The organism is Halobacillus litoralis, from assembly GCF_020524025.1.
Classification (GTDB): domain Bacteria; phylum Bacillota; class Bacilli; order Bacillales; family Halobacillaceae; genus Halobacillus; species Halobacillus litoralis_D.
This window is the reverse complement of sequence record NZ_JAIVKN010000001.1, coordinates 797,134-816,203: the sequence shown is the minus strand read 5'-3', so window position 1 is coordinate 816,203 and position 19,070 is coordinate 797,134. Positions and strand designations below refer to the sequence as shown.

Sequence of the window (19,070 nt, the reverse complement as noted above, 5' to 3'; positions counted from 1 at the left end):
CTCTACTGTTTACTTTTATTTTAATGGGTTTTACATTTGTCGAATAAATCCTGATCTTTTAACACTTGGATCAGGGTTTCGCCCATGACAGAAGGCGTTTCAGCGACTTCAATGCCACATTCGTTCATGACACGGATCTTCTCGTCTGCTGTCCCTTTTCCGCCTGAAATAATGGCGCCTGCGTGCCCCATACGTTTTCCAGGAGGTGCAGTACGTCCGCCAATAAAGCCTACGACAGGTTTATTCATATTTTGTTTCACCCATTCTGCCGCTTCCTCTTCAGCTGTCCCGCCGATTTCACCAATCATGATGACAGCTTCTGTATCAGGGTCTTCATTAAAAGCCTTCAATACATCGATGAAATCTGTTCCGTTCACAGGGTCGCCCCCGATCCCGACAGCTGTCGACTGACCGATCCCAGCCTCTGAAAGCTGATGAACGGCTTCATAAGTAAGAGTACCAGAGCGTGATACTACGCCTACGTGGCCCTTCTTATGAATATATCCCGGCATAATACCAATTTTACACTCATCAGGCGTAATGACACCCGGACAGTTCGGTCCGACAAGGCGTGTCTTTCTGCCTTCCATATAACGTTTCACTTTAATCATATCCAGGACCGGAATATGTTCTGTGATACAGATCGCTAAATCTAATTCAGCATCTGTAGCTTCCATAATCGCATCTGCCGCGAATGGAGCTGGAACATAGATAACAGAAGCATTTGCTCCTGTTTTTTCGACCGCTTCACTAACGGTGTTGAAGACAGGGATGCCCTCTACTTCCGTTCCGCCTTTTCCAGGAGTGACACCACCTACGATTTGTGTACCATACTCTACCATTTGTTTTGTATGAAATAACGCTGTCGAGCCTGTAATTCCCTGTACAATAACTTTTGTATCTTTATTAATATATACACTCATCTGATTTCCCCGCCTTTCTTACTTGACTAGTTCAACGATTTTTTGTGCGCCTTCTGCCATGGAATCTGCAGAAGTAATATTTAAACCGGACTCATCGAGAATTTTCTTTCCTGCATCTACGTTTGTGCCTTCAAGGCGTACAACTAATGGAAGAGTCAGTCCAATTTGTTTTGTAGCCTCAACCACTCCTTCAGCAATGACATCACATTTCATAATGCCTCCGAAGATATTAACGAAAATTCCTTTGACGTTGTCATCAGAAAGGATGATTTTGAATGCTTCTGTTACTTTCTCTGCAGTAGCTCCGCCCCCGACATCGAGGAAGTTTGCGGGATCTCCACTATAGTGCTTGATGGTATCCATCGTTGCCATTGCAAGACCTGCTCCATTAACCATACAGCCGATGTTTCCATCAAGGGCGATATAGCTGAGATCATACTTGGAAGCTTCCACTTCTTTCGGATCTTCTTCATCAAGGTCACGAAGGTCAGCAATGTCTTTCTGACGGAATAAAGCATTGTCATCAAAGTTGAGCTTTGAATCGAGCGCCAAAACATCTCCATCCCCTGTTGTGACTAAGGGATTGATTTCAGCTACTGAACAGTCCTTCTGAACAAATACTTCATATAGACCCAGCATAAATTTAACAGCTTTTCCAAGAGCTGCTTTAGGAATATTGATGTTAAATGCAAGACGACGAGCCTGGAATGGTGTCAAACCTGTTACAGGGTCAATCACTTCTTTGAAAATCTTTTCTGGTGTTTCAGCGGCTACTTCTTCGATTTCTGTACCGCCCTCTTCAGAAGCCATCATAGTTACACGGCCTGTCGCACGATCAAGCACAAGACCGACATAGTATTCGCTTTGGATGTCGCATCCTTCTTCGATTAGTAAGCGCTTAACTTCTTTGCCATCTGGTCCTGTTTGATGGGTTACAAGTGTTTTGCCGAGGATTTCTTCAGCATATGTACGCACCTCATCAAGATTCTTGGCTATTTTGACGCCTCCTGCTTTCCCGCGTCCACCTGCATGGATTTGAGCTTTAACAACGGTCACACTGCTACCTAACTTTTCAGCTGCTTCAACAGCTTCATCTACGGTATATGCGACGTGACCATTTGGCACAGAAACGCCAAAATCACGCATGATTTCTTTTCCTTGGTACTCGTGAATGTTCATGTTTCATCCTCCCATCAATTTTCACTGCATGTCCATTGTATAAAAAAACGCTATCAATTGTCCATAAAAAGCTAGATATCTGTCGAAAAATTCAATAGATTCACAGGTATATTATTATGTAAACTAATAGATTTTAAGGATAAATGACTTTTTTTTCTTGTTTTTTCCTGCTTTCGTCCTTGTTTTTACCGTCAGTGAGAAATAATTCAACGATCTTTAAGTTCACGTGCGTCGTAAAGTTCTTCTGCGTTATCATAATGATTTCCAACAACTCATCCCTCTTCATTTGTCTCCATGTAACCTCTCAAATTTACCTTTTCTTCCAATAATCACTTCCGTTCTTCATGTGGATAATATCTACAGTAAATTCTTAATAGTCATTAGGAATCTGTTATGTTAATGGTAATATCTCCATCCTTTAGCTTATAATCATTAAAATCTCTTGTTGATTTTTAATTTACCATGAGTCTTTTAATTCATCCTGCTACTTTAACATAGTTAAAAAAAGAACTCCCTAAGATGGGAGTCATAAATAAACTGTTTATATAGTTTTAGAAACAAAAGAAAAATTCCAACTAAAGTGAATATGCCTGCACATATGATAAGAATGCTTTTTGTAAGCATATATGAATGGCTCATCAACTTGAAAAAGAGGGGATTTTCATAGTTCGTCTTATCTTTCTTCATCCAGTTGTTTTTCTTCACTTCTTTCTGATGGGCTTCTTCTGTATATTTAGCTAGAATGAAATAAAGGAATAGGAGACCGCCAATTAAGAAGAATAGAGAAATGAGAACGTCTCCAATTATTGTCAAAAATATCACCTTTCTAAGGGTTTTGGCTGTTCATATTCGTTTTTAGGGTGTAGTCCTACTTTAGTATGAAACTTTAGTAGATTCCGCCTTTATTACAACACATTCTTAACGGGAGCAAACGTTAGACGATGTACAGGGGACGCTCCATGGGTGCTTAGAGCTTCTAAATGGTCTTTGGTGCCGTACCCTTGATTGGAACGAAATTGATACACAGGGTAGCGGTCATCTAATTCTGCCATCATTCGATCTCTCGTTACTTTTGCCATCACACTCGCAGCTGCGATGGAAACACTCCTCTGATCTCCTTTGACAAGACTGGTTTGGGTACATGGGATGTCTTCGAGATCCATTGCATCTACCAGCAGATGCTCCGGAGAATGGGAAAGTTGGTTGACGGCCCGTTTCATAGCAAGTTTTGTTGCCTGATAAATATTAAAACGGTCAATTTCTTCATTGGTCACAATACCAACGCCCCAGTCGGCCACCTCTTTAATTTCTTCAAAGAATTCTTCGCGTTTTTTTAAGGACAGCTTCTTTGAATCATTTAAACCTTCTAAATAGTAACCCTTTGGCATAATGACCGCTCCTGCAACCACCGGGCCTGCCAGAGGTCCTCGTCCGGCCTCATCAATTCCAGCAATAAGCGTACGGCCATCTGCGTAGTGTTCCTTCTCAAAAGCCAGCATGGATTCATAATGGTTCTGCATCTCGACTTTTTTCTGCTGGTTTATATCATATTGCTCTAAGACCTTTTGAACACCTTTCCTTTCATCCTGGCGAAAGGTTTCAAGTTCTTCTTCGGTGCATTCACCTTGATTGATTTTATCTTTGATTTGTTTAATCGTCTGCTTAGCCACTGTTTTCTACACTCCATTCCCTATAACAGATGTCTATAATTGCTTAAAAGACATCAATTTTGTCATAGAAAAAGCGCAAGGTGAGCCCGCCACTTTGCGCTTTTTCTATCTATTCTGGTGACTCTAAGCTGATCAAGCCTAGTTTGCCTGTCCGTAAGTCCTGTAAAATGATATCAGAAACTTTTTCAAAGTTGACGTGCCCGCCACTTTCAAGACACCCGCGCTTTTTACCAATATGTTCAAAAGCCTCCATCATGTCGTCAACCTGTGACAACTCAAATCTCGCTTCTAAAAAGTCTGGATAATTGGCATACAGGTACTCTAAGACATAAGCGGCTACATCTTCCTTCGGTAAAATTTGATCCTTGATTGTACCAATGGAAGCAAGGCGGTAGCCAATCTCTTCTTCCTCAAACTTCGGCCATAGAATGCCGGGTGTATCCAGAAGCTCAAATTCTTTCTTCACTTTAATCCATTGCTGTTTAGTGGTCACGCCTGGTTTGTCCCCTGTTTTTGCCGCTTTCTTATTGGCTAATCGATTTATCAGTGTAGACTTACCAACATTAGGAATACCTAAGATCATAGCTCTTGAGGCTCTTGGTCGAATCCCCTTGGCCACTAGTTTATCGATCTTTTCTTTCCCCAGCTGTTTCGCTTTTTGGATCACTTTTTGGACATCCTGTTTTTCGTTCGCTTCAATCGCTACCGAAACAATCCCTTTAGAGTGAAAATGATCGATCCATTGCTGAGTTACGTCCGGATCAGCAAGATCTTTTTTCATAAGAACGATCATTTTAGGCTTTTCTTGTAAAATATCATGCAGCATAGGGTTCTGAGAAGATAATGGAGCTCTGGCATCGACAAGTTCGATGACAAAGTCCACAAGCTTCAGCTTCTCAGAGACTTCCCTTCTAGCTTTGGCCATGTGGCCTGGAAACCATTGAATGGTCATGCAAATCCTCCTAATTAACCAAACGAATACGATCGAGCGGCCAATAGGCAAGGACCGCCTTTCCTACCATTTGATCTTCTGAAATCATACCGAGCATCCGGCTGTCTGTCGAGTTGTTACGGTTATCCCCTAGAACTAAGACTTGTCCTTCTGGAACAACCTCATATCCTCCCGGCAGGTCCTCTATTGTGAACCCTTCCGTTAATATTTCATCTTCGGGCAGCTGGTTTTTGCGTCCTTCTAAGAATGGTTCATCTACTTGTTTACCATTCACATAAAGTTGATCATTTTCATAAGCAATATGATCTCCTGGGAGACCAATGATTCTTTTTATGTAGTCTTTACGTTCTGTTGCATGAAATACGACAACATCAAACCGATCAGGGGATCCTAATGAATAATGAAGCTTACTTACTATTAAGTGATCACCACTGTGAAGTGTCGTCAGCATCGATGGTCCTTCAACCACGACAGGAGCAAATAGAAAGACTCTTACAATAATCGCCAGAACAGCAGCGATGGCAAATGCCTTAATCCAGTCGATCCACTGTTGTTTCATGTTCCCCACTTCCTTGCTTTAAGGAGTTAACCTTCTTGGTTCTACCACTGACCCAGAGATGCCTTATCTGCCTGAAAAACTATATCATGAGTAGAAAAAAGGAGCTTGACATAAGCAAGCTCCTTTTGACTTAAATTAGATAATTTCTTTAATACGTGCAGCTTTACCACGTAGGTTACGTAGGTAGTAAAGTTTCGCGCGACGTACTTTACCACGACGGGAACGCTCAATTTTAGCGATACGCGGTGAGTGAACAGGGAATGTACGCTCAACACCTGTGCCGTAAGAAATCTTACGAACAGTAAATGTTTCACTGATTCCGCCGTTCTGACGCTTAATGACAACACCTTCGAATACCTGAATACGCTCACGGGTGCCTTCGACAACCTTCACGTGTACTTTAACAGTGTCACCAGGACGGAAATCAGGGTGATCTGTACGAAGCTGTTCTTTTGTAATGTCATGAATCAATTGTTGCATGATCTTCACTCCTTTTTAACTAATGCTCTTGGCTTCTAAGAGGCAGCGGAACATCGTTTTCCACTTAAACCGATCGTTTAAGCACAAGATTTAATATACCATATTGGCACTCAAACATCAACCGGTACTAGCTATTTTTCCACTCTTCAAGCCAGGATTTTTCTTTGTCTGACAATTCTCTGTCTTCTAAGAGCTCCGGTCTTCTTTCAAACGTCCTCTTCAGTGATTGAAAGTGTCTCCACTCATCAATTTTGGCATGATTACCTGACAATAAAACGTCAGGCACTTTTCTGCCTCTGAAGTCAGCAGGTCTCGTATAATGAGGATGTTCTAACAGCCCATTAGAGAATGAATCCATTGGAGCTGACTGCTCATTGCCAAGAACGCCGGGCAATAGACGCACTACGGAATCAATAACGACCATAGCTCCAAGCTCGCCGCCTGTTAAAACATAATCCCCAAGAGAAATTTCATCGGTTACAAGCTCCTGACGAATACGTTCGTCGTATCCCTCGTAGTGCCCGCATATAAAGACGAGGTGATCCTCTTTCGCCAGCTCCTCTGCTTTTTGCTGGGAATGAGGCTCTCCCTGTGGACACAAGAGGACAACGCGCGGTGGTTTCTCTGCCTTATCCTGTATCGTCTGGATACTATCGAATATCGGCTGAGGAGATAGGACAAGCCCTGCGCCGCCTCCATATGGGTAATCATCGACCTTGTTATGTTTATTCGTTGTATAGTCGCGGAAATTTACGTATCGATAGGAAAAAGCGTTCTGTTCTTGAGCACGTTTCATAATGGAATTTTGTAGTACACCATCAAACATTTCAGGAAACAGTGTCAGAATATCAATATGCATTAGTCCAGCAGCCCCTCTATTGGATCAATGATGATGGTCTCTTGAGCTGGATCTACCTTTTTCACTACGGGTTCAATATAAGGAATTAATAGATCAGCCTGTTGAGGACGCTTGACAACCCATACGTCGTTCGCTCCTGGAGTCAGAATCTCTTTTACTTCTCCCAGTTCTTCTCCGGATTCAAGGTAAACCTTACACCCAATGATTTCGCGAAAATAAAACTCATGATCCTCAAGCTCCACCTGTTCATCTTCTGTAACCATCAGCTTCCCATTCTTCAAAGGCTCTACATCATTAATTGAAGGATAGTCTTCAAAGCTGACCAAATCAAAACCTTTGTGGATTCTGTGACTACGGACTACTAAAGGTTTCGATTCCTGTTTATCACTTACCCAATACAAAAGCTGGCCCGGGGCAAAACGTTCTTCAAAATCCGTAATCCGGTGAACTTTCACTTCCCCTTTAATGCCATGTGTATTAATTATTTTTCCGACATTGTACATCTTATCCATGAATACTATTACCTCGCTCGTATGACTTTGCCATCTTTTATTACGATATGGCTTTCCTGGAAAACTTCCTGCCACTGATCGCCTTCTTCGACTGTAATCAGCGCTTCTACTTCATCAGTCTCAAGTTCACTTCCATCAGGCAGGATATCCAATTGACTGCGCTGATATTCAAGCCACTTCATCTGGTCTTTTCTTCTGCTCATTTCTTTTGAGAAACGACGCTCAACTTCCTGTTTTGAAACGCCTGCTTTCCGTTGAAGCTTTTTTTGTTCAAACGCAAGCTGCCTGCATTCCTCATCGAGTTGAAGCTCTTTTCGGTTCAATCGGTCTTTTATTTGTGAACGACTGTTCTCCGTCAATATTTGTTTGACAGGTACTTTTTTGATGATCTGCATCTAGCGTTCGCCTCTCTAACATTAGATTCAATAGTAAAAAAGGGAAAGGTTCTCCCTCTCCCTTCTTACATGATATCCAAATAGATTCTTTTCTCAGAATCAGAGCCTGCCGCGTACACGACAGTTCGAATCGCTTTCGCAATCCGCCCGTTCTTTCCAATCACCTTTCCGACATCGTCCGGGTGGACGGTCAGATGATAAACCACTTTGTGATCCTCTTCTTTCTCGTCTACAACGATGTCTTCAGGATGATCGACCAGCGGAGTGACGATCGTTTCGATTAAGGCTTTCATGATATCACCACTACTTTATTATTGGTTTTTCTTTTCGTGGAACTGCTTCATGATGCCTTCGTTTGAGAATAGGTTACGAACCGTGTCGCTTGGCTTCGCGCCATTGGACATCCAGTCGATCGCTTTTTCAGCGTCAAGCTTAACCTCTACAGGGTTAGCTACTGGGTTATATGTTCCGATCTGCTCGATGATACGTCCATCACGAGGAGAACGAGAATCTGCAACTACTACACGGTAAAATGGGTTACGTTTAGATCCCATACGTTTTAGGCGAATTTTTACTGCCATTTTTAACAACCTCCAAAATTTCTTTAATGTTTCACACAGAATTAGATTTTAGCAGAACTTCAAAGGTGTGTAAAGGTTTTTTCCATTACATAAAAGGAAATTTCATTCCTTTACCTTTTTTGCCCTTGGTATTGCTCATTTGTTTCATCATTTTCTTCATCTCTTCAAACTGTTTTAACAGTCTGTTGACTTCTGAAACCGAAGTCCCGGAACCTTTGGCGATCCGCTTTTTACGACTTGCATTCATAACAGATGGGTCCTGGCGCTCATGTTTCGTCATAGACTGAATGATCGCCTCAACATGTACAATCTGCTTATCATCAAAAGAGACATTCTGCAGACCTTTCATTTTGTTGGCACCTGGAATCATGTTTAAAATTTCATCCAGCGGTCCCATATTTTTCACCTGTTCCATTTGTTCAAGAAAGTCCTCAAATGTAAAGGAAGCATTACGCATTTTCGATTCAAGCTCTTTGGCCTGCTTTTCGTCGACCTGCGTCTGTGCCTTCTCAATGAGGGTCAGCATATCTCCCATGCCAAGAATACGGGAAGCCATCCGCTCAGGGTGGAACACTTCCAGCTGATCGAGTTTTTCTCCCATACCGGCAAATTTAATCGGCTTGCCTGTCACAGCTTTAATGGAAAGTGCGGCACCACCGCGTGTGTCTCCATCAAGTTTCGTCAGAAGTACACCGCTGACATCCAGCTGCTCATCAAAGCTTTCAGCTACATTTACAGCATCCTGACCTGTCATGGCATCCACAACAAGGAAAATTTCATCAGGGTTTACAGCTTCCTTGATCTGCTGCAGCTCACCCATCAGATCACCATCAATATGCAGACGGCCGGCGGTATCGACTAATACATAGTCGTGATGTTCTTCTTTTGCTTTGGCGACAGCGTTTTTAGCAATATCCACAGGATCTGCCTCTGTACCTTCTGCATGAACAGGCATTCCCAGCTGCTTTCCTAACGTTTCCAGCTGTTGAATGGCAGCTGGTCGATAGACGTCTGCCGCAACAAGAAGCGGATTTCTATTGTAGCTTTTGCGTAATAGATTGGCCAGCTTACCAGTAGTGGTCGTTTTACCCGCACCCTGAAGACCTACCATCATAATAACCGTAGGAGGGCGTTTGGCAACAGCAATTTTGCTTTCGTCTCCACCCATCAAATCGGTCAATTCTTCTTTTACAACTTTAATGACTTGCTGTCCAGGAGTCAGGCTCTCCATGACCTCCTGACCGACGGCGCGTTCACGTACACGCTTCACAAAATCTTTGACGACTTTAAAGTTAACATCGGCCTCAAGGAGGGCTAGACGGACTTCCCGAGTCATTTCTTTTACGTCTTGTTCGGTTACCTTCCCTTTGCCTTTGATCTTTTTAATCGTTTCCTGCAAACGGTCGGATAAACCTTCAAATGCCATCGAAGGAACCCCCCTATTCTAATTCTTGTAGTTGATCTAACCAGTCTTGGAACTTTTCAGGAAGTTCCCCATGTTGTACGGAGGCTTCCATTTCATTGATCACCTGCTGGCGCTTTTGGAATTTTCCATATAGATGAAGCTTTTTTTCATATTCTTCAAGCATCGTCTCTGTTCGGCGAATGTTATCGTAAACCGCTTGACGCGATACATCAAAGGTTTCTGATATTTCACCCAGAGAATAATCTTCGAGATAATATAACTCCATATAATTCCTCTGTTTAGGAGTCAACAACGATTGATAGAAATCGAATAAATAATTGATCCGTGTTGTTTTTTCAAGCACGCTTGAAGCACTCCTTGTTAAGTGAAATACCTTTACACATAAATACTAACGGAGCATGTCCTCTTATGTCAAGACTTATGACGGTTTTTCTTCATCCTCATAGTCTTCTATCATATCTGCAAACAATCCATAAACAAAGGCATGGGCATCAAATGTTTCAAGATCTGTCACTTTCTCACCAAGTCCCACAAGCTTAACCGGAATGTCCAGCTCATTTCGAATCGCTAACACTATCCCACCTTTTGCGGTACCATCAAGCTTCGACAACACAATTCCTGAAACATCGGTGGCTTCTGAGAAAATCTTCGCCTGACTCATAGCGTTCTGCCCTGTGGTTGCATCAAGGACGAGCAGGACTTCATGAGGGGCACCAGGAGCTTCCCGTTCAATGACCCTTTTCACCTTGGAAAGTTCGTTCATCAAGTTGACTTTGTTCTGCAATCGTCCAGCCGTATCACAGATAAGAACATCTGCCTTTTTTGATTTTGCTGACTGAATCCCATCATAAATGACAGCAGCAGGATCACTGCCCTCGCTGTGTTTCGTAACATTTACGCCGACACGTTTGCCCCATTCATCCAGCTGCTCAATCGCTCCTGCACGGAACGTATCACCAGCGGCAAGCGTTACATTTTTGCCTTCAGATTTCAGGCGGTGGGCAAGCTTTCCTATCGTTGTGGTCTTCCCTACTCCATTGACGCCGACAAACAAGTAAATCGTCAGCCCATCAGGATTTTCTTTTAACCCTTCAACTTCCCCTGCATCATCGTCCCCGTAATAAATATCAACCAACTTCTCTGAGATGATTTCTTTTACTTTTTGAGGATCCTGGACGTTTCTCCGCTTCACTTCCATTTCCAGTTCTTCGATCATTTCCATAACAGTGGTTACACCGACATCGGCTGAAATTAAAACTTCCTCCAGTTCTTCAAAGAAGTCTTCATCGACTGTGCGGTACCTCGCCACAAGATCGTTGATTTTTGAGGAGAAGGAGTTACGAGTTTTAGCCAGTCCCTTTTTGAACTTAAAAGCTATCGACTCTTTTTCTTCCTCTGTGTCCTCTTCTTCGCGGCTTTCCTCTGTATCTTCTTCCTGCTCATCCTCATCATCTGTATCCAAAGGATCATCGCTTTGTTCTTCCGCGTCTTTTACTTCGACTGGGTCTTCCTCCTGCAGGGAAGGTTCATCCTCAACACTGGATTCTTCCTCAACAGACTCATCCACTGCGGTTTCACCTTCCAACTGCTGTGTTTCCTCTTCTTGAGCTTCATCTAATGGTTCGTCTGAAGTATGAGACTTATTTTCTTCATCTGTTTCTGGATTCTTAACAAACTTTTCTTTCAGCTTCTTGAAAAAACTCATCCAATCTTCCTTTCTATGCTTCCAATAGTTCCGGCGTTTCCTCTAACCTTACAGAAACAAGTTTTGAAACTCCTGATTCCTGCATGGTCACACCATAGAGAACATCTGATTCTTCCATCGTGCCTTTTCTATGGGTAATGACAATAAACTGTGTTTTCTCACTGAATTCTTTTAAGAATTTCGCAAAACGATCCACATTCGCTTCATCAAGAGCCGCTTCCACCTCATCCAGTACGCAGAAAGGTACGGGGCGGACACGTAAAATTGAGAATAACAGAGCGATCGCTGTCAAGGCACGCTCTCCACCTGATAAAAGGCTCATGTTCTGCAATTTCTTCCCGGGAGGCTGAGCAACGATGTCTACACCAGTCTCAAGCATATTGTCTGGATCCGTCAGCTGCAGATCCGCACGTCCGCCACCGAAGAGAGTCCGGAATACTTCACCAAACTCTGCCTTGATTTTAGTAAAGGTGTCTTCAAACTTACGTTTCATCTCCCCGTCCATTTCATTGATGACCGAATGAAGGGTTTGTTTAGCTTCCAGCAGGTCTTCCTGCTGTCCTTTGAGAAATTCGTACCTTTCTTTAATTCGGTCGTATTCATCAATAGCTCCTAAATTGACAGTGCCAAGTTCTTCTATTGATCTCTTAATAAGCTTTACGCGCGTAGAAGCCTGCTCAACATCCTCCACCTGAGCGTAATCACGTTGAGCCTTCTCAAACGTCATCACATATTCTTCCTGAAGATAAGTGAGCAGATTTTCAAGCTCTACATCCAACCGGTTGGCTTTCACTTCTTTCTGTTGAATATCTTGAATATAGTTTTGATGGCTGCGATTCAATTCTTTCAACAACTGCTCGGATTTTTGAATTCCTTCTGCGAGGACGTGCCGCTCTTCTCTCCGATCCTGAATAAGAGTAGAGGTATTTTCCTTTTTGTGTTTCGTCTGGAGGATTTGTTGTGTCATTTCCTCTTCTGTCTGATTTGATTCTGCCACTTCCATCAGTTGTTGATAGGAAGATCTGTTCCCTCTCAACTCTTGTTCAATCAGTGCTTTTTCTTCTTGATAGCGGTCCACTTTTTCCTGCTGGTTTTTAAAGGACGATTCTTGTTCAGCCAGCTTTATCTGCAGTTCTTGCCTGCGGCTTTGGAGGTTTTCTTCATCCTCTTTCTGCCGGTCTTTAGCAGCTGTTAATTCTTCAATGTTCTTCTGCGTTTCTGCAAGCTCGCCTTCAAGTGTCTCGAGTGTCTGCTCGATGACCTTCAACTGCTGATCTGCCTGGTTACGATCTTGATCGTATTGGGCCTGGTCCTGATCAAACAGCTGCAGCTGATCATTCAAGTGATTAAGCTTCACCTGCATTTCTCTGTGGTCCGATTGTTTTTCGTATTCTTCCTTTTTAAACTCAGAGAGCTGTTCACTGTTGAGTTCTTTCTGTTGTTCCTGTTCAGCAAGGCTTGTTTTTAATTGTTGAACTTTCTGCTCTACGTCTTTCAGTTTCAATTCATACTCATTTATTTTCTGAGTCGTTTCCTGTAATTCCTTCTCTCTTGTAAATAAGGACTGCTTCGACTGTTTTTTCGCTCCGCCGGACATTGAGCCGCCAGGATTGACGACATCCCCTTCTAGTGTCACCACACGGTATTTGCGGTTTAATAGGTTTGCAATCGTATTGGCATGCTCAAGCGTTCTGGCAATTACGATATGGCCAAGCAGATGCTTGATGGCTTTGGAGTAGGCAGGATCATAGGAAACTAAATCACCGGCAACTCCAACAAAACCATCCTGCTGCTTGAGAGAAGACCCACTCTGTATAGAACGAGGCTGAATGGCCGTTAACGGTAGAAATGTTGCTCGTCCCTTGTTCTGACTCTTCAACCAATGAATCGCCTGCCTGCCAGCCTTTTCATCCTGGACTACGATATGCTGGGCCTGCGCCCCTAAAGCAGTTTCAATCGCAGTTATCAGATGGGACGGGATATCAATAAGTTCGAGTACGGCGCCTTCAATATTAGAGAGCTGCCCTTTCTGACGGGCTTTTAAAACTTCTCTTACTCCATGAAAATATCCGGAGAAATCCTCCTTCATATCCTCGAGCATCTCTTTTTTCGAACGCATTTTCTCTAAATATTGATATCCTTTGTAAAGCTTTTCCTGCCATTCCTGATAGGTCTGCTTATTCTGCTCAACGGCAGCGTTCAACTGCCCGACCTGCTCTTCTAATTTCTGGCGCTCATGGGTCACTTTCTCAAGGGCTGATGACGTCTGCTTAAGTGTTTCCTCAAGATGTTCACGCTCGGCTCGTAAGTCCTTAAATTTATCGCTCTGAATTCCTTTCTTCGAATAAAGATTGGACCGCTGTTTTTCAAGCAGCTGTTTTTCGTTTCGTTTCGCTGCCTGCTTATTAAGCAGTTCAATGTATTCACTCTTCAAGTCTTCAATCTGTTCTTCAATTAAGTGAATATCTTTATTCAGAGCTTGTGTCGTTTGGTTCAATTCTTTTTTGGTTTCTTGTTTAACTTTCTTTGTTTCTTCCAGCTTTTGTGATTCTTCCTTAGCAATCGCTTTAATACTGACAAGCTTCTCAGAGAGTTCCTTATAGGCTTCTTCTAATTTTGCTTTGTTTTCCTCGAAATGCTTGTGTCTTTCATTCATCAATTGCTTTTTACCTTCAAGATTCTCTAATTCTTTCGTTAAATGGAGCAGATTCTCCTGAAGAGTTTCAATGGACTCATCAAGCTTCTCAACATCCTGCCTCTGCTTCTCCACAGACGATTGTTTAACCTCGATCTTTTCATATAGTCCTTTTTCTTCTGCCTTTACTGTTTCCAGGTCTTTAAGAACCTCCTGCCACTGGCTATGCAGCTGTTCAATTTGAGTTATCAACAATGAAATTTCAATGTTTTTCAGTTCATCTTTTTGCTCTAAGTAATCTTTTGCAACCGCTGCCTGTTCCTTTAGCGGCTCCAACTGTCCATCGATTTCATGTATGATATCCTCAACACGATTGAGGTTCTCCTGTGTTTCTGACAATTTAGATTCTGCTTTTTTCTTTCGCTGCTTATATTTTAAGACACCTGCTGCTTCTTCAAAAATCGACCGTCGCTCTTCAGCCTTGGAACTCAGTATTTCTTCGACTTTCCCTTGACTGATAATAGAAAAGGCCTCTCTGCCTAATCCAGAATCCATAAATAAGTCGACAATATCTTTTAGGCGGCATGTCTGATTATTAATATAAAATTCACTTTCTCCAGAACGGTACACACGCCTCGTTACACTCACTTCCTGATAATCAAGGGGTAACGTTTGATCCTCATTATCCAAGGTGAGCGTTACTTCGGCCATATTTAACGGCGCACGCGTATCACTTCCAGCAAAGATAATATCTTCCATTTTTGTACCACGCAGCGATCTTGCTGATTGTTCACCCAGAACCCAGCGAATCGCATCGGTAATGTTACTTTTCCCACTGCCGTTCGGGCCTACAACGGACGTTACGCCTGAAACGAAATCAACCGTCACCCGCTCAGCAAATGATTTAAATCCAATCGTATCTAATTGTTTGAGGAACATAATCATCCTCCTGTATATTCACAATCTTTCATTCACTCAACTAATATATTTTATCACAAACGGCTGCACAACGGTAGGAAGGTTCAAGGGACTTTTCCTAGCGCTGAAGGGTTTCAAAATCTGACAAAGTCCTTTATCATATGTACTAGCAATTACATGAGCACTTAAGGAGGAAGCAACGTGAAACTAGAAGAACCAAAGCAAGAGAACTTAGAAATTATCATTAACGATATGGCTGACAAATTGCAGGTCGTCAATCGTTCCCTCATGGATCCGGAGGATTACGACTTAAACAAATATGAAGAAATCAAATCCCTGCATGAAATCATTGAAATGAAGGGGCAGCTGAGTGTCTCTGAAATACAAGCATTTGTTCAGGAGCTGGGACAGTACAGAAAGTAAGCATAAAAAACAGCCAGGCCAGCAAACCTTTTAAAGGCAGTCAAAGAAAAAGACCGTTTCATCAGCAATTTATTCTGATGAAACGGTCTTTTTTCTTTAAGAATGTGCCCCTTGGTTTTCTAAGGCCTGCTGAGCTGCTTTTTGTTCAGCCTCTTTTTTCGTGCGCCCGACACCAATACCACCGATGTCATCCTGAATCCGGACATGGGCAATAAACTCACGACTGTGCGCAGGGCCTCTTTCCTCAACAATTTCGTACTCAATCTTACTGTTTTTATCCCGTTGGATAAATTCCTGGAGCTGGCTTTTGAAATCCATCGCATGAGAAAAAGCACCTTTTTTCACTTTTGGATAGACATAAGTTTTTAAAAATTGAATGACTGCGTCATACCCTTGATCCAAATAAAGAGCTCCAATAAACGCCTCAAACACATCTGCAAGTAAAGCAGGTCTGTTCCGGCCTCCGGTCAGCTCTTCTCCTTTACCAAGTAAAATAAGGTCCTGGAAGTTCAGCTCATTGGCGAATTCCACCAAGGATACTTCACAAACGATCGAGGCTCTAAACTTCGTCAACTCTCCTTCTGCCATATCAGGAAACTCCCGATACAAATATTGAGAGACTCCTAGTTCAAGAACAGCGTCTCCTAGAAATTCCAGACGCTCATTATCCTCACGATCCGTTTTCCGATGCTCATTCACATAAGATGAATGAGTGAAAGCCTGTTCCAGTAACGAGACATTATCAAATTGAATGTTTATTTTCTTCTGGAAACTGGAAAAATCACCCATAAATCACCTTGTCCTTTTCATAGAGATTCTAGATACAGGAAAGGCTGCCCGCATAATACGGACAGCGATCCTTTTTTTATGACTGGCTGCTTATGTAATTCACAGCGTCGCCAACTGTATTGATTTTTTCAGCTTCTTCATCAGAAATTTCCATATCAAACTCATCTTCAAGCTCCATTACAAGCTCTACTACATCAAGAGAGTCTGCTTCTAGATCTTCTTTGAAGGAAGCTTCCATTACTACTTTGGATTCGTCAACATCTAGACGGTCGACGATGATCTGTTTTACACGATCAAATGTTTCTGCCATTGGAACCTCACCTCCCTTCAGTCATTATAGTAAAATTCACAAAGAAAAACCATAACTTTTTTTACATCACCATGCCGCCGTCGACATGCAGGGTCTGCCCTGTCATATATGCCGCATCCTCTGATGCGAGGAAACGAACGACACGCGCTACATCCTGCCCATCTCCCAGACGTTTCAACGGAATTAGAGACAGCATCTGCTCACGTTGTTCATCTGTAAGCGCATCTGTCATATCCGTTGAGATATACCCTGGTGCTACAGCATTCACTTGAATATTTCTTGCTGCCAGCTCTTTGGCATTCGATTTTGTCATGCCGATGACGCCTGCTTTCGCTGCTACGTAGTTTGCCTGACCCGGGTTACCAGAGACACCCACGATGGACGCAACATTAATAATCCGCCCATACTTCTGCTTCATCATCTGACGTGTAACCCCTTTGGTACATAGGAAGACACCTTTCAGATTCGTATCGATGACTGAATCAAATTCTTCCTCTTTCATCCGCATGAGCAGATTGTCTCTTGTTATGCCTGCATTGTTTACAAGGATATCTAAGCGGCCGAACTCATCAACAACGGTTTTCACCATACGTTTGACATCTTCGTCACTTGAAACGTTTGCTTGAATTTTAATTGCAATGCCGCCGGTATCTTTAATTTCCTGCACAACGGCTTCTGCTTTATCTTCACTTCCCGCATAGTTAACCGCTACTTTCGCTCCCTGAGAAGCAAGCTCCAGAGCAATCGCCCGGCCAATGCCCCGTGAAGCACCCGTTACCAGTGCGACTTGATCCTGTAACATCAAGATTCCTCCTTATACCACTCAATGAACGCCTGCAATGAATCAGGGTCTTGAACACTAAATGTTTTCATTCTTCGCTTAACTTTCCTTACAAGTCCACTCAACACTTTCCCTTGTCCAACTTCTACAATAGCATCGACCTCTTCTGCAAAAGCTTCAAGGATCTGTTGGAAGCGAACAGGTGAATAGAGCTGTTCCACAAGAAGCTTCTCAATGGTTTCTGCCTCAGTCACTGGCGCTGCCGTGACGTTTGCATAAACAGGGACCTCAGCATCATTAATGGTCGTATTACCTAAATGATCAGCAAAATCATCACTAGCCGGCTTCATAAGCCTTGAATGGAAGGGTCCGCTGACATTTAACGGAAGTACACGCTTGGCTCCTTTTTCAGAAAGAACTTCAGAAGCTTTTTCCACGCCCTCTTTCGTTCCTGAAATAACGATTTGACCAGGACAATTAATGTTAGCCAGATCTACAGCATTGTCTCCATCAAAGTCTCTCAGTACTTCTTCAATGTCTTCCTGGGAAAGACCAAGAACTGCCGACATTGTCCCTTTTCCGGTTGGATAAGCCTCTTCCATTAACTTTCCACGAACATGAACAAGTTGCACAGCCTCCATTGGTTCCAGGGCTCCAGCAGCAACAAGGGCACTATATTCCCCAAGGCTGTGTCCTGCAGTCATTGAAGGTTTCACACCTTCTTCCTGTAAGACTAGTTGAATAGCAGCACTATTTAACAATAAGGCAGGCTGCGCATTTTCTGTTTTCGTCAATTCCTCTGATGGGCCGTTGAACATTAGGTTTGTCAGGGAATAGCCCAGAGCCTCATCAGCCTTATCAAATAATTCTTTCACGGAAGGGTAAGCCTCATACATGGATTTACCCATTCCGACTTCCTGTGACCCTTGTCCAGGGAAAACATAGGCGATACGTTTCATGATTCATCCTCCTTCGCATCCATTTTCTCTAATGTAGTGGAAATTGTAGATGTCACGTTCAGTTCAATCATCTGACAAGCCTGTCGAATGGCATTTAAAACTGCGCGTTCATTTGAAGAACCATGCGCTTTAATGACGGGAGAAGACAAACCAAAAAGGCCGGCCCCGCCATATTCGCTGTAATCCAGCTGCTCTTTCAGCTGCCTTAAATCATTCTTCACAAGACCCGCTGCAACTTTTGTTTTAAAACTACTCATAAACGTTTCTTTTATCATAGAGAACATGGTCAACGCTGTACCTTCAATCGTCTTTAAGGTCACATTTCCTGTAAATCCATCGGTAACCACGACATCGGCTACTCCATTTAATAAATCTCTGGACTCTACATTGCCGATAAAATTAATCGGAGCTTCCTTCATCAGCCCAAATGCTTTTTTAGTCAGGTCGCTTCCTTTGCCATCCTCTGTACCAACATTAAGCAGGCCGACTCTTGGCTGCTGGATGTTACGAACCTTCTCAGCGTATATGGACCCAATGACCGCATACTGCAGAAGGTGATCTGGTTTAGCATCCACATTTGCTCCCACATCCAGCATAAGAAACCCTTTCCCATCTGCTGTTGGAAGGGTGGGGCTTAAAGCGGGGCGGTCGACGCCCTTCATTCTTCCAACCACAAAAAGCCCTGCACTCATAAGCGCCCCTGTATTTCCTGCTGAGATACAGCCGTCAGCGCGGCCTTCTTTAACTTCATTAGCCGTTAAGACCATTGAAGCATTCTTCTTTCTTCTAACTGCACGGACAGGTTCATCGTCAGCCGTGATGACTTCAGTCGTATGTAAAATGGATACGTTTGACTGCCCTTTTAGATAAGGCTTGATCTGGGCTTCATCACCTACCAGTGTGATTTCCAAATTGTCTATCGTATTTGCAGCTTCAACAGCACCTTTCACTATGGCTTCAGGTGCATTGTCGCCGCCCATTGCATCTATGGCTAACTTCATCTCACATCCATCT

At 43.0% G+C, this 19,070-nt stretch carries 23 protein-coding genes; 1 reads left to right on the top strand and 22 read right to left on the bottom strand.

The genetic code is table 11. The annotated features are described in order from the left end of the window. Window positions 1-20: 20 nt before the first annotated feature. The 17 genes from sucD to smc all read right to left on the bottom strand — a co-directional run bounded on the left by sucD (window position 21) and on the right by smc (window position 14,815). Entirely contained in the window at window positions 21-923 is a 903-nt protein-coding gene (gene sucD / locus LC036_RS04360; protein ID WP_226578731.1) for a succinate--CoA ligase subunit alpha, read from the bottom strand. 18 nt (window positions 924-941) lie between these two features. Continuing rightward, complete coding sequence (gene sucC / locus LC036_RS04355) at window positions 942-2,102, bottom strand: ADP-forming succinate--CoA ligase subunit beta (protein ID WP_226578728.1); 1,161 nt, start codon at window positions 2,100-2,102, stop codon at window positions 942-944. A 133-nt stretch (window positions 2,103-2,235) separates the two neighbouring features. After that, a complete protein-coding gene (locus LC036_RS04350; RefSeq protein ID WP_226578726.1) occupies window positions 2,236-2,388 on the bottom strand; it encodes a hypothetical protein in 153 nt (50 codons plus the stop codon). 212 nt (window positions 2,389-2,600) lie between these two features. Further along, complete coding sequence (locus LC036_RS04345) at window positions 2,601-2,915, bottom strand: hypothetical protein (RefSeq protein ID WP_226578723.1); 315 nt, start codon at window positions 2,913-2,915, stop codon at window positions 2,601-2,603. A gap of 92 nt (window positions 2,916-3,007) precedes the next feature. After that, window positions 3,008-3,772 carry a ribonuclease HII gene (locus tag LC036_RS04340; protein ID WP_226578719.1) on the bottom strand — a complete coding sequence of 255 codons (765 nt, stop codon included), beginning with the start codon at window positions 3,770-3,772 and terminating at the stop codon, window positions 3,008-3,010. A gap of 109 nt (window positions 3,773-3,881) precedes the next feature. Beyond that, window positions 3,882-4,724 (bottom strand): ribosome biogenesis GTPase YlqF, encoded by an 843-nt coding sequence (gene ylqF, locus LC036_RS04335; protein ID WP_226578716.1) that lies wholly within the window; start codon window positions 4,722-4,724, stop codon window positions 3,882-3,884. A 10-nt stretch (window positions 4,725-4,734) separates the two neighbouring features. Further along, the gene (lepB, locus tag LC036_RS04330; protein ID WP_226578713.1) at window positions 4,735-5,283 is read right to left on the bottom strand and encodes a signal peptidase I; all 549 of its coding nucleotides are present in this window, start codon (window positions 5,281-5,283) and stop codon (window positions 4,735-4,737) included. A gap of 135 nt (window positions 5,284-5,418) precedes the next feature. Beyond that, window positions 5,419-5,763 carry a 50S ribosomal protein L19 gene (gene rplS, locus LC036_RS04325; RefSeq protein ID WP_226578710.1) on the bottom strand — a complete coding sequence of 115 codons (345 nt, stop codon included), beginning with the start codon at window positions 5,761-5,763 and terminating at the stop codon, window positions 5,419-5,421. Window positions 5,764-5,890: 127 nt separating this feature from the next. Further along, the gene (gene trmD / locus LC036_RS04320) at window positions 5,891-6,622 is read right to left on the bottom strand and encodes a tRNA (guanosine(37)-N1)-methyltransferase TrmD (RefSeq protein WP_226578709.1); all 732 of its coding nucleotides are present in this window, start codon (window positions 6,620-6,622) and stop codon (window positions 5,891-5,893) included. Then, the gene (rimM, locus tag LC036_RS04315; RefSeq protein WP_226578706.1) at window positions 6,622-7,134 is read right to left on the bottom strand and encodes a ribosome maturation factor RimM; all 513 of its coding nucleotides are present in this window, start codon (window positions 7,132-7,134) and stop codon (window positions 6,622-6,624) included. Before rimM ends, trmD begins: the two co-directional genes overlap by 1 nt. Window positions 7,135-7,142: 8 nt before the next feature. Then, window positions 7,143-7,529, bottom strand: coding sequence for a YlqD family protein (locus LC036_RS04310; protein ID WP_226578704.1), 387 nt, complete (start codon window positions 7,527-7,529; stop codon window positions 7,143-7,145). Window positions 7,530-7,594: 65 nt separating this feature from the next. After that, entirely contained in the window at window positions 7,595-7,822 is a 228-nt protein-coding gene (locus LC036_RS04305; RefSeq protein ID WP_226578701.1) for a KH domain-containing protein, read from the bottom strand. Window positions 7,823-7,840: 18 nt separating this feature from the next. Continuing rightward, on the bottom strand, window positions 7,841-8,110 hold the full coding sequence (gene rpsP / locus LC036_RS04300) for a 30S ribosomal protein S16 (RefSeq protein WP_035505381.1): 270 nt from the start codon (window positions 8,108-8,110) through the stop codon (window positions 7,841-7,843). Between the two features lie 85 nt (window positions 8,111-8,195). Next, window positions 8,196-9,536, bottom strand: coding sequence for a signal recognition particle protein (gene ffh / locus LC036_RS04295; protein WP_226578698.1), 1,341 nt, complete (start codon window positions 9,534-9,536; stop codon window positions 8,196-8,198). A 13-nt stretch (window positions 9,537-9,549) separates the two neighbouring features. Continuing rightward, complete coding sequence (locus LC036_RS04290; RefSeq protein ID WP_226578696.1) at window positions 9,550-9,879, bottom strand: putative DNA-binding protein; 330 nt, start codon at window positions 9,877-9,879, stop codon at window positions 9,550-9,552. A 75-nt stretch (window positions 9,880-9,954) separates the two neighbouring features. Beyond that, entirely contained in the window at window positions 9,955-11,241 is a 1,287-nt protein-coding gene (gene ftsY / locus LC036_RS04285; protein ID WP_226578694.1) for a signal recognition particle-docking protein FtsY, read from the bottom strand. Between the two features lie 13 nt (window positions 11,242-11,254). Next, window positions 11,255-14,815 carry a chromosome segregation protein SMC gene (gene smc, locus LC036_RS04280; protein WP_226578692.1) on the bottom strand — a complete coding sequence of 1,187 codons (3,561 nt, stop codon included), beginning with the start codon at window positions 14,813-14,815 and terminating at the stop codon, window positions 11,255-11,257. A 180-nt stretch (window positions 14,816-14,995) separates the two neighbouring features. Here smc and LC036_RS04275 point away from each other — a divergent pair, with 180 nt between their 5' ends. Continuing rightward, a complete protein-coding gene (locus LC036_RS04275) occupies window positions 14,996-15,217 on the top strand; it encodes a DUF1128 domain-containing protein (protein WP_226578688.1) in 222 nt (73 codons plus the stop codon). 96 nt (window positions 15,218-15,313) lie between these two features. Here LC036_RS04275 and rnc read toward each other — a convergent pair whose 3' ends face one another. From rnc to plsX, 5 genes are all read right to left on the bottom strand, one after another. Further along, a complete protein-coding gene (rnc, locus tag LC036_RS04270; RefSeq protein WP_226578683.1) occupies window positions 15,314-16,006 on the bottom strand; it encodes a ribonuclease III in 693 nt (230 codons plus the stop codon). A 76-nt stretch (window positions 16,007-16,082) separates the two neighbouring features. Beyond that, window positions 16,083-16,316: an acyl carrier protein gene (gene acpP, locus LC036_RS04265; protein ID WP_027954176.1), complete on the bottom strand. Its 234-nt coding sequence runs from the start codon at window positions 16,314-16,316 to the stop codon at window positions 16,083-16,085. 61 nt (window positions 16,317-16,377) lie between these two features. Beyond that, entirely contained in the window at window positions 16,378-17,118 is a 741-nt protein-coding gene (fabG, locus tag LC036_RS04260) for a 3-oxoacyl-[acyl-carrier-protein] reductase (protein WP_226578680.1), read from the bottom strand. After that, entirely contained in the window at window positions 17,118-18,056 is a 939-nt protein-coding gene (fabD, locus tag LC036_RS04255; RefSeq protein WP_226578677.1) for an ACP S-malonyltransferase, read from the bottom strand. Before fabD ends, fabG begins: the two co-directional genes overlap by 1 nt. Further along, window positions 18,053-19,057: a phosphate acyltransferase PlsX gene (gene plsX / locus LC036_RS04250; protein WP_226578672.1), complete on the bottom strand. Its 1,005-nt coding sequence runs from the start codon at window positions 19,055-19,057 to the stop codon at window positions 18,053-18,055. The genes fabD and plsX overlap by 4 nt, the downstream gene beginning before the upstream one ends. Window positions 19,058-19,070 lie beyond the last annotated feature (13 nt).

Excerpts from the sequence above, each read along its gene's own strand:
- ffh (WP_226578698.1), bottom strand. The coding sequence starts at position 9,536 with ATGGCATTTGAAGGTTTATCCGACCGTTTGCAGGAAACGATTAAAAAG.
- LC036_RS04310 (WP_226578704.1), bottom strand. The coding sequence starts at position 7,529 with ATGCAGATCATCAAAAAAGTACCTGTCAAACAAATATTGACGGAGAAC.
- trmD (WP_226578709.1), bottom strand. The coding sequence starts at position 6,622 with ATGCATATTGATATTCTGACACTGTTTCCTGAAATGTTTGATGGTGTA.
- rimM (WP_226578706.1), bottom strand. The coding sequence starts at position 7,134 with ATGGATAAGATGTACAATGTCGGAAAAATAATTAATACACATGGCATT.
- ftsY (WP_226578694.1), bottom strand. The coding sequence starts at position 11,241 with ATGAGTTTTTTCAAGAAGCTGAAAGAAAAGTTTGTTAAGAATCCAGAA.
- plsX (WP_226578672.1), bottom strand. The coding sequence starts at position 19,057 with ATGAAGTTAGCCATAGATGCAATGGGCGGCGACAATGCACCTGAAGCC.
- smc (WP_226578692.1), bottom strand. The coding sequence starts at position 14,815 with ATGTTCCTCAAACAATTAGATACGATTGGATTTAAATCATTTGCTGAG.
- sucC (WP_226578728.1), bottom strand. The coding sequence starts at position 2,102 with ATGAACATTCACGAGTACCAAGGAAAAGAAATCATGCGTGATTTTGGC.
- ylqF (WP_226578716.1), bottom strand. The coding sequence starts at position 4,724 with ATGACCATTCAATGGTTTCCAGGCCACATGGCCAAAGCTAGAAGGGAA.
- fabG (WP_226578680.1), bottom strand. The coding sequence starts at position 17,118 with ATGTTACAGGATCAAGTCGCACTGGTAACGGGTGCTTCACGGGGCATT.
- LC036_RS04305 (WP_226578701.1), bottom strand. The coding sequence starts at position 7,822 with ATGAAAGCCTTAATCGAAACGATCGTCACTCCGCTGGTCGATCATCCT.
- fabD (WP_226578677.1), bottom strand. The coding sequence starts at position 18,056 with ATGAAACGTATCGCCTATGTTTTCCCTGGACAAGGGTCACAGGAAGTC.
- LC036_RS04350 (WP_226578726.1), bottom strand. The coding sequence starts at position 2,388 with ATGAAGAGGGATGAGTTGTTGGAAATCATTATGATAACGCAGAAGAAC.
- sucD (WP_226578731.1), bottom strand. The coding sequence starts at position 923 with ATGAGTGTATATATTAATAAAGATACAAAAGTTATTGTACAGGGAATT.
- rnc (WP_226578683.1), bottom strand. The coding sequence starts at position 16,006 with ATGGGTGATTTTTCCAGTTTCCAGAAGAAAATAAACATTCAATTTGAT.
- lepB (WP_226578713.1), bottom strand. The coding sequence starts at position 5,283 with ATGAAACAACAGTGGATCGACTGGATTAAGGCATTTGCCATCGCTGCT.
- rplS (WP_226578710.1), bottom strand. The coding sequence starts at position 5,763 with ATGCAACAATTGATTCATGACATTACAAAAGAACAGCTTCGTACAGAT.
- rpsP (WP_035505381.1), bottom strand. The coding sequence starts at position 8,110 with ATGGCAGTAAAAATTCGCCTAAAACGTATGGGATCTAAACGTAACCCA.
- acpP (WP_027954176.1), bottom strand. The coding sequence starts at position 16,316 with ATGGCAGAAACATTTGATCGTGTAAAACAGATCATCGTCGACCGTCTA.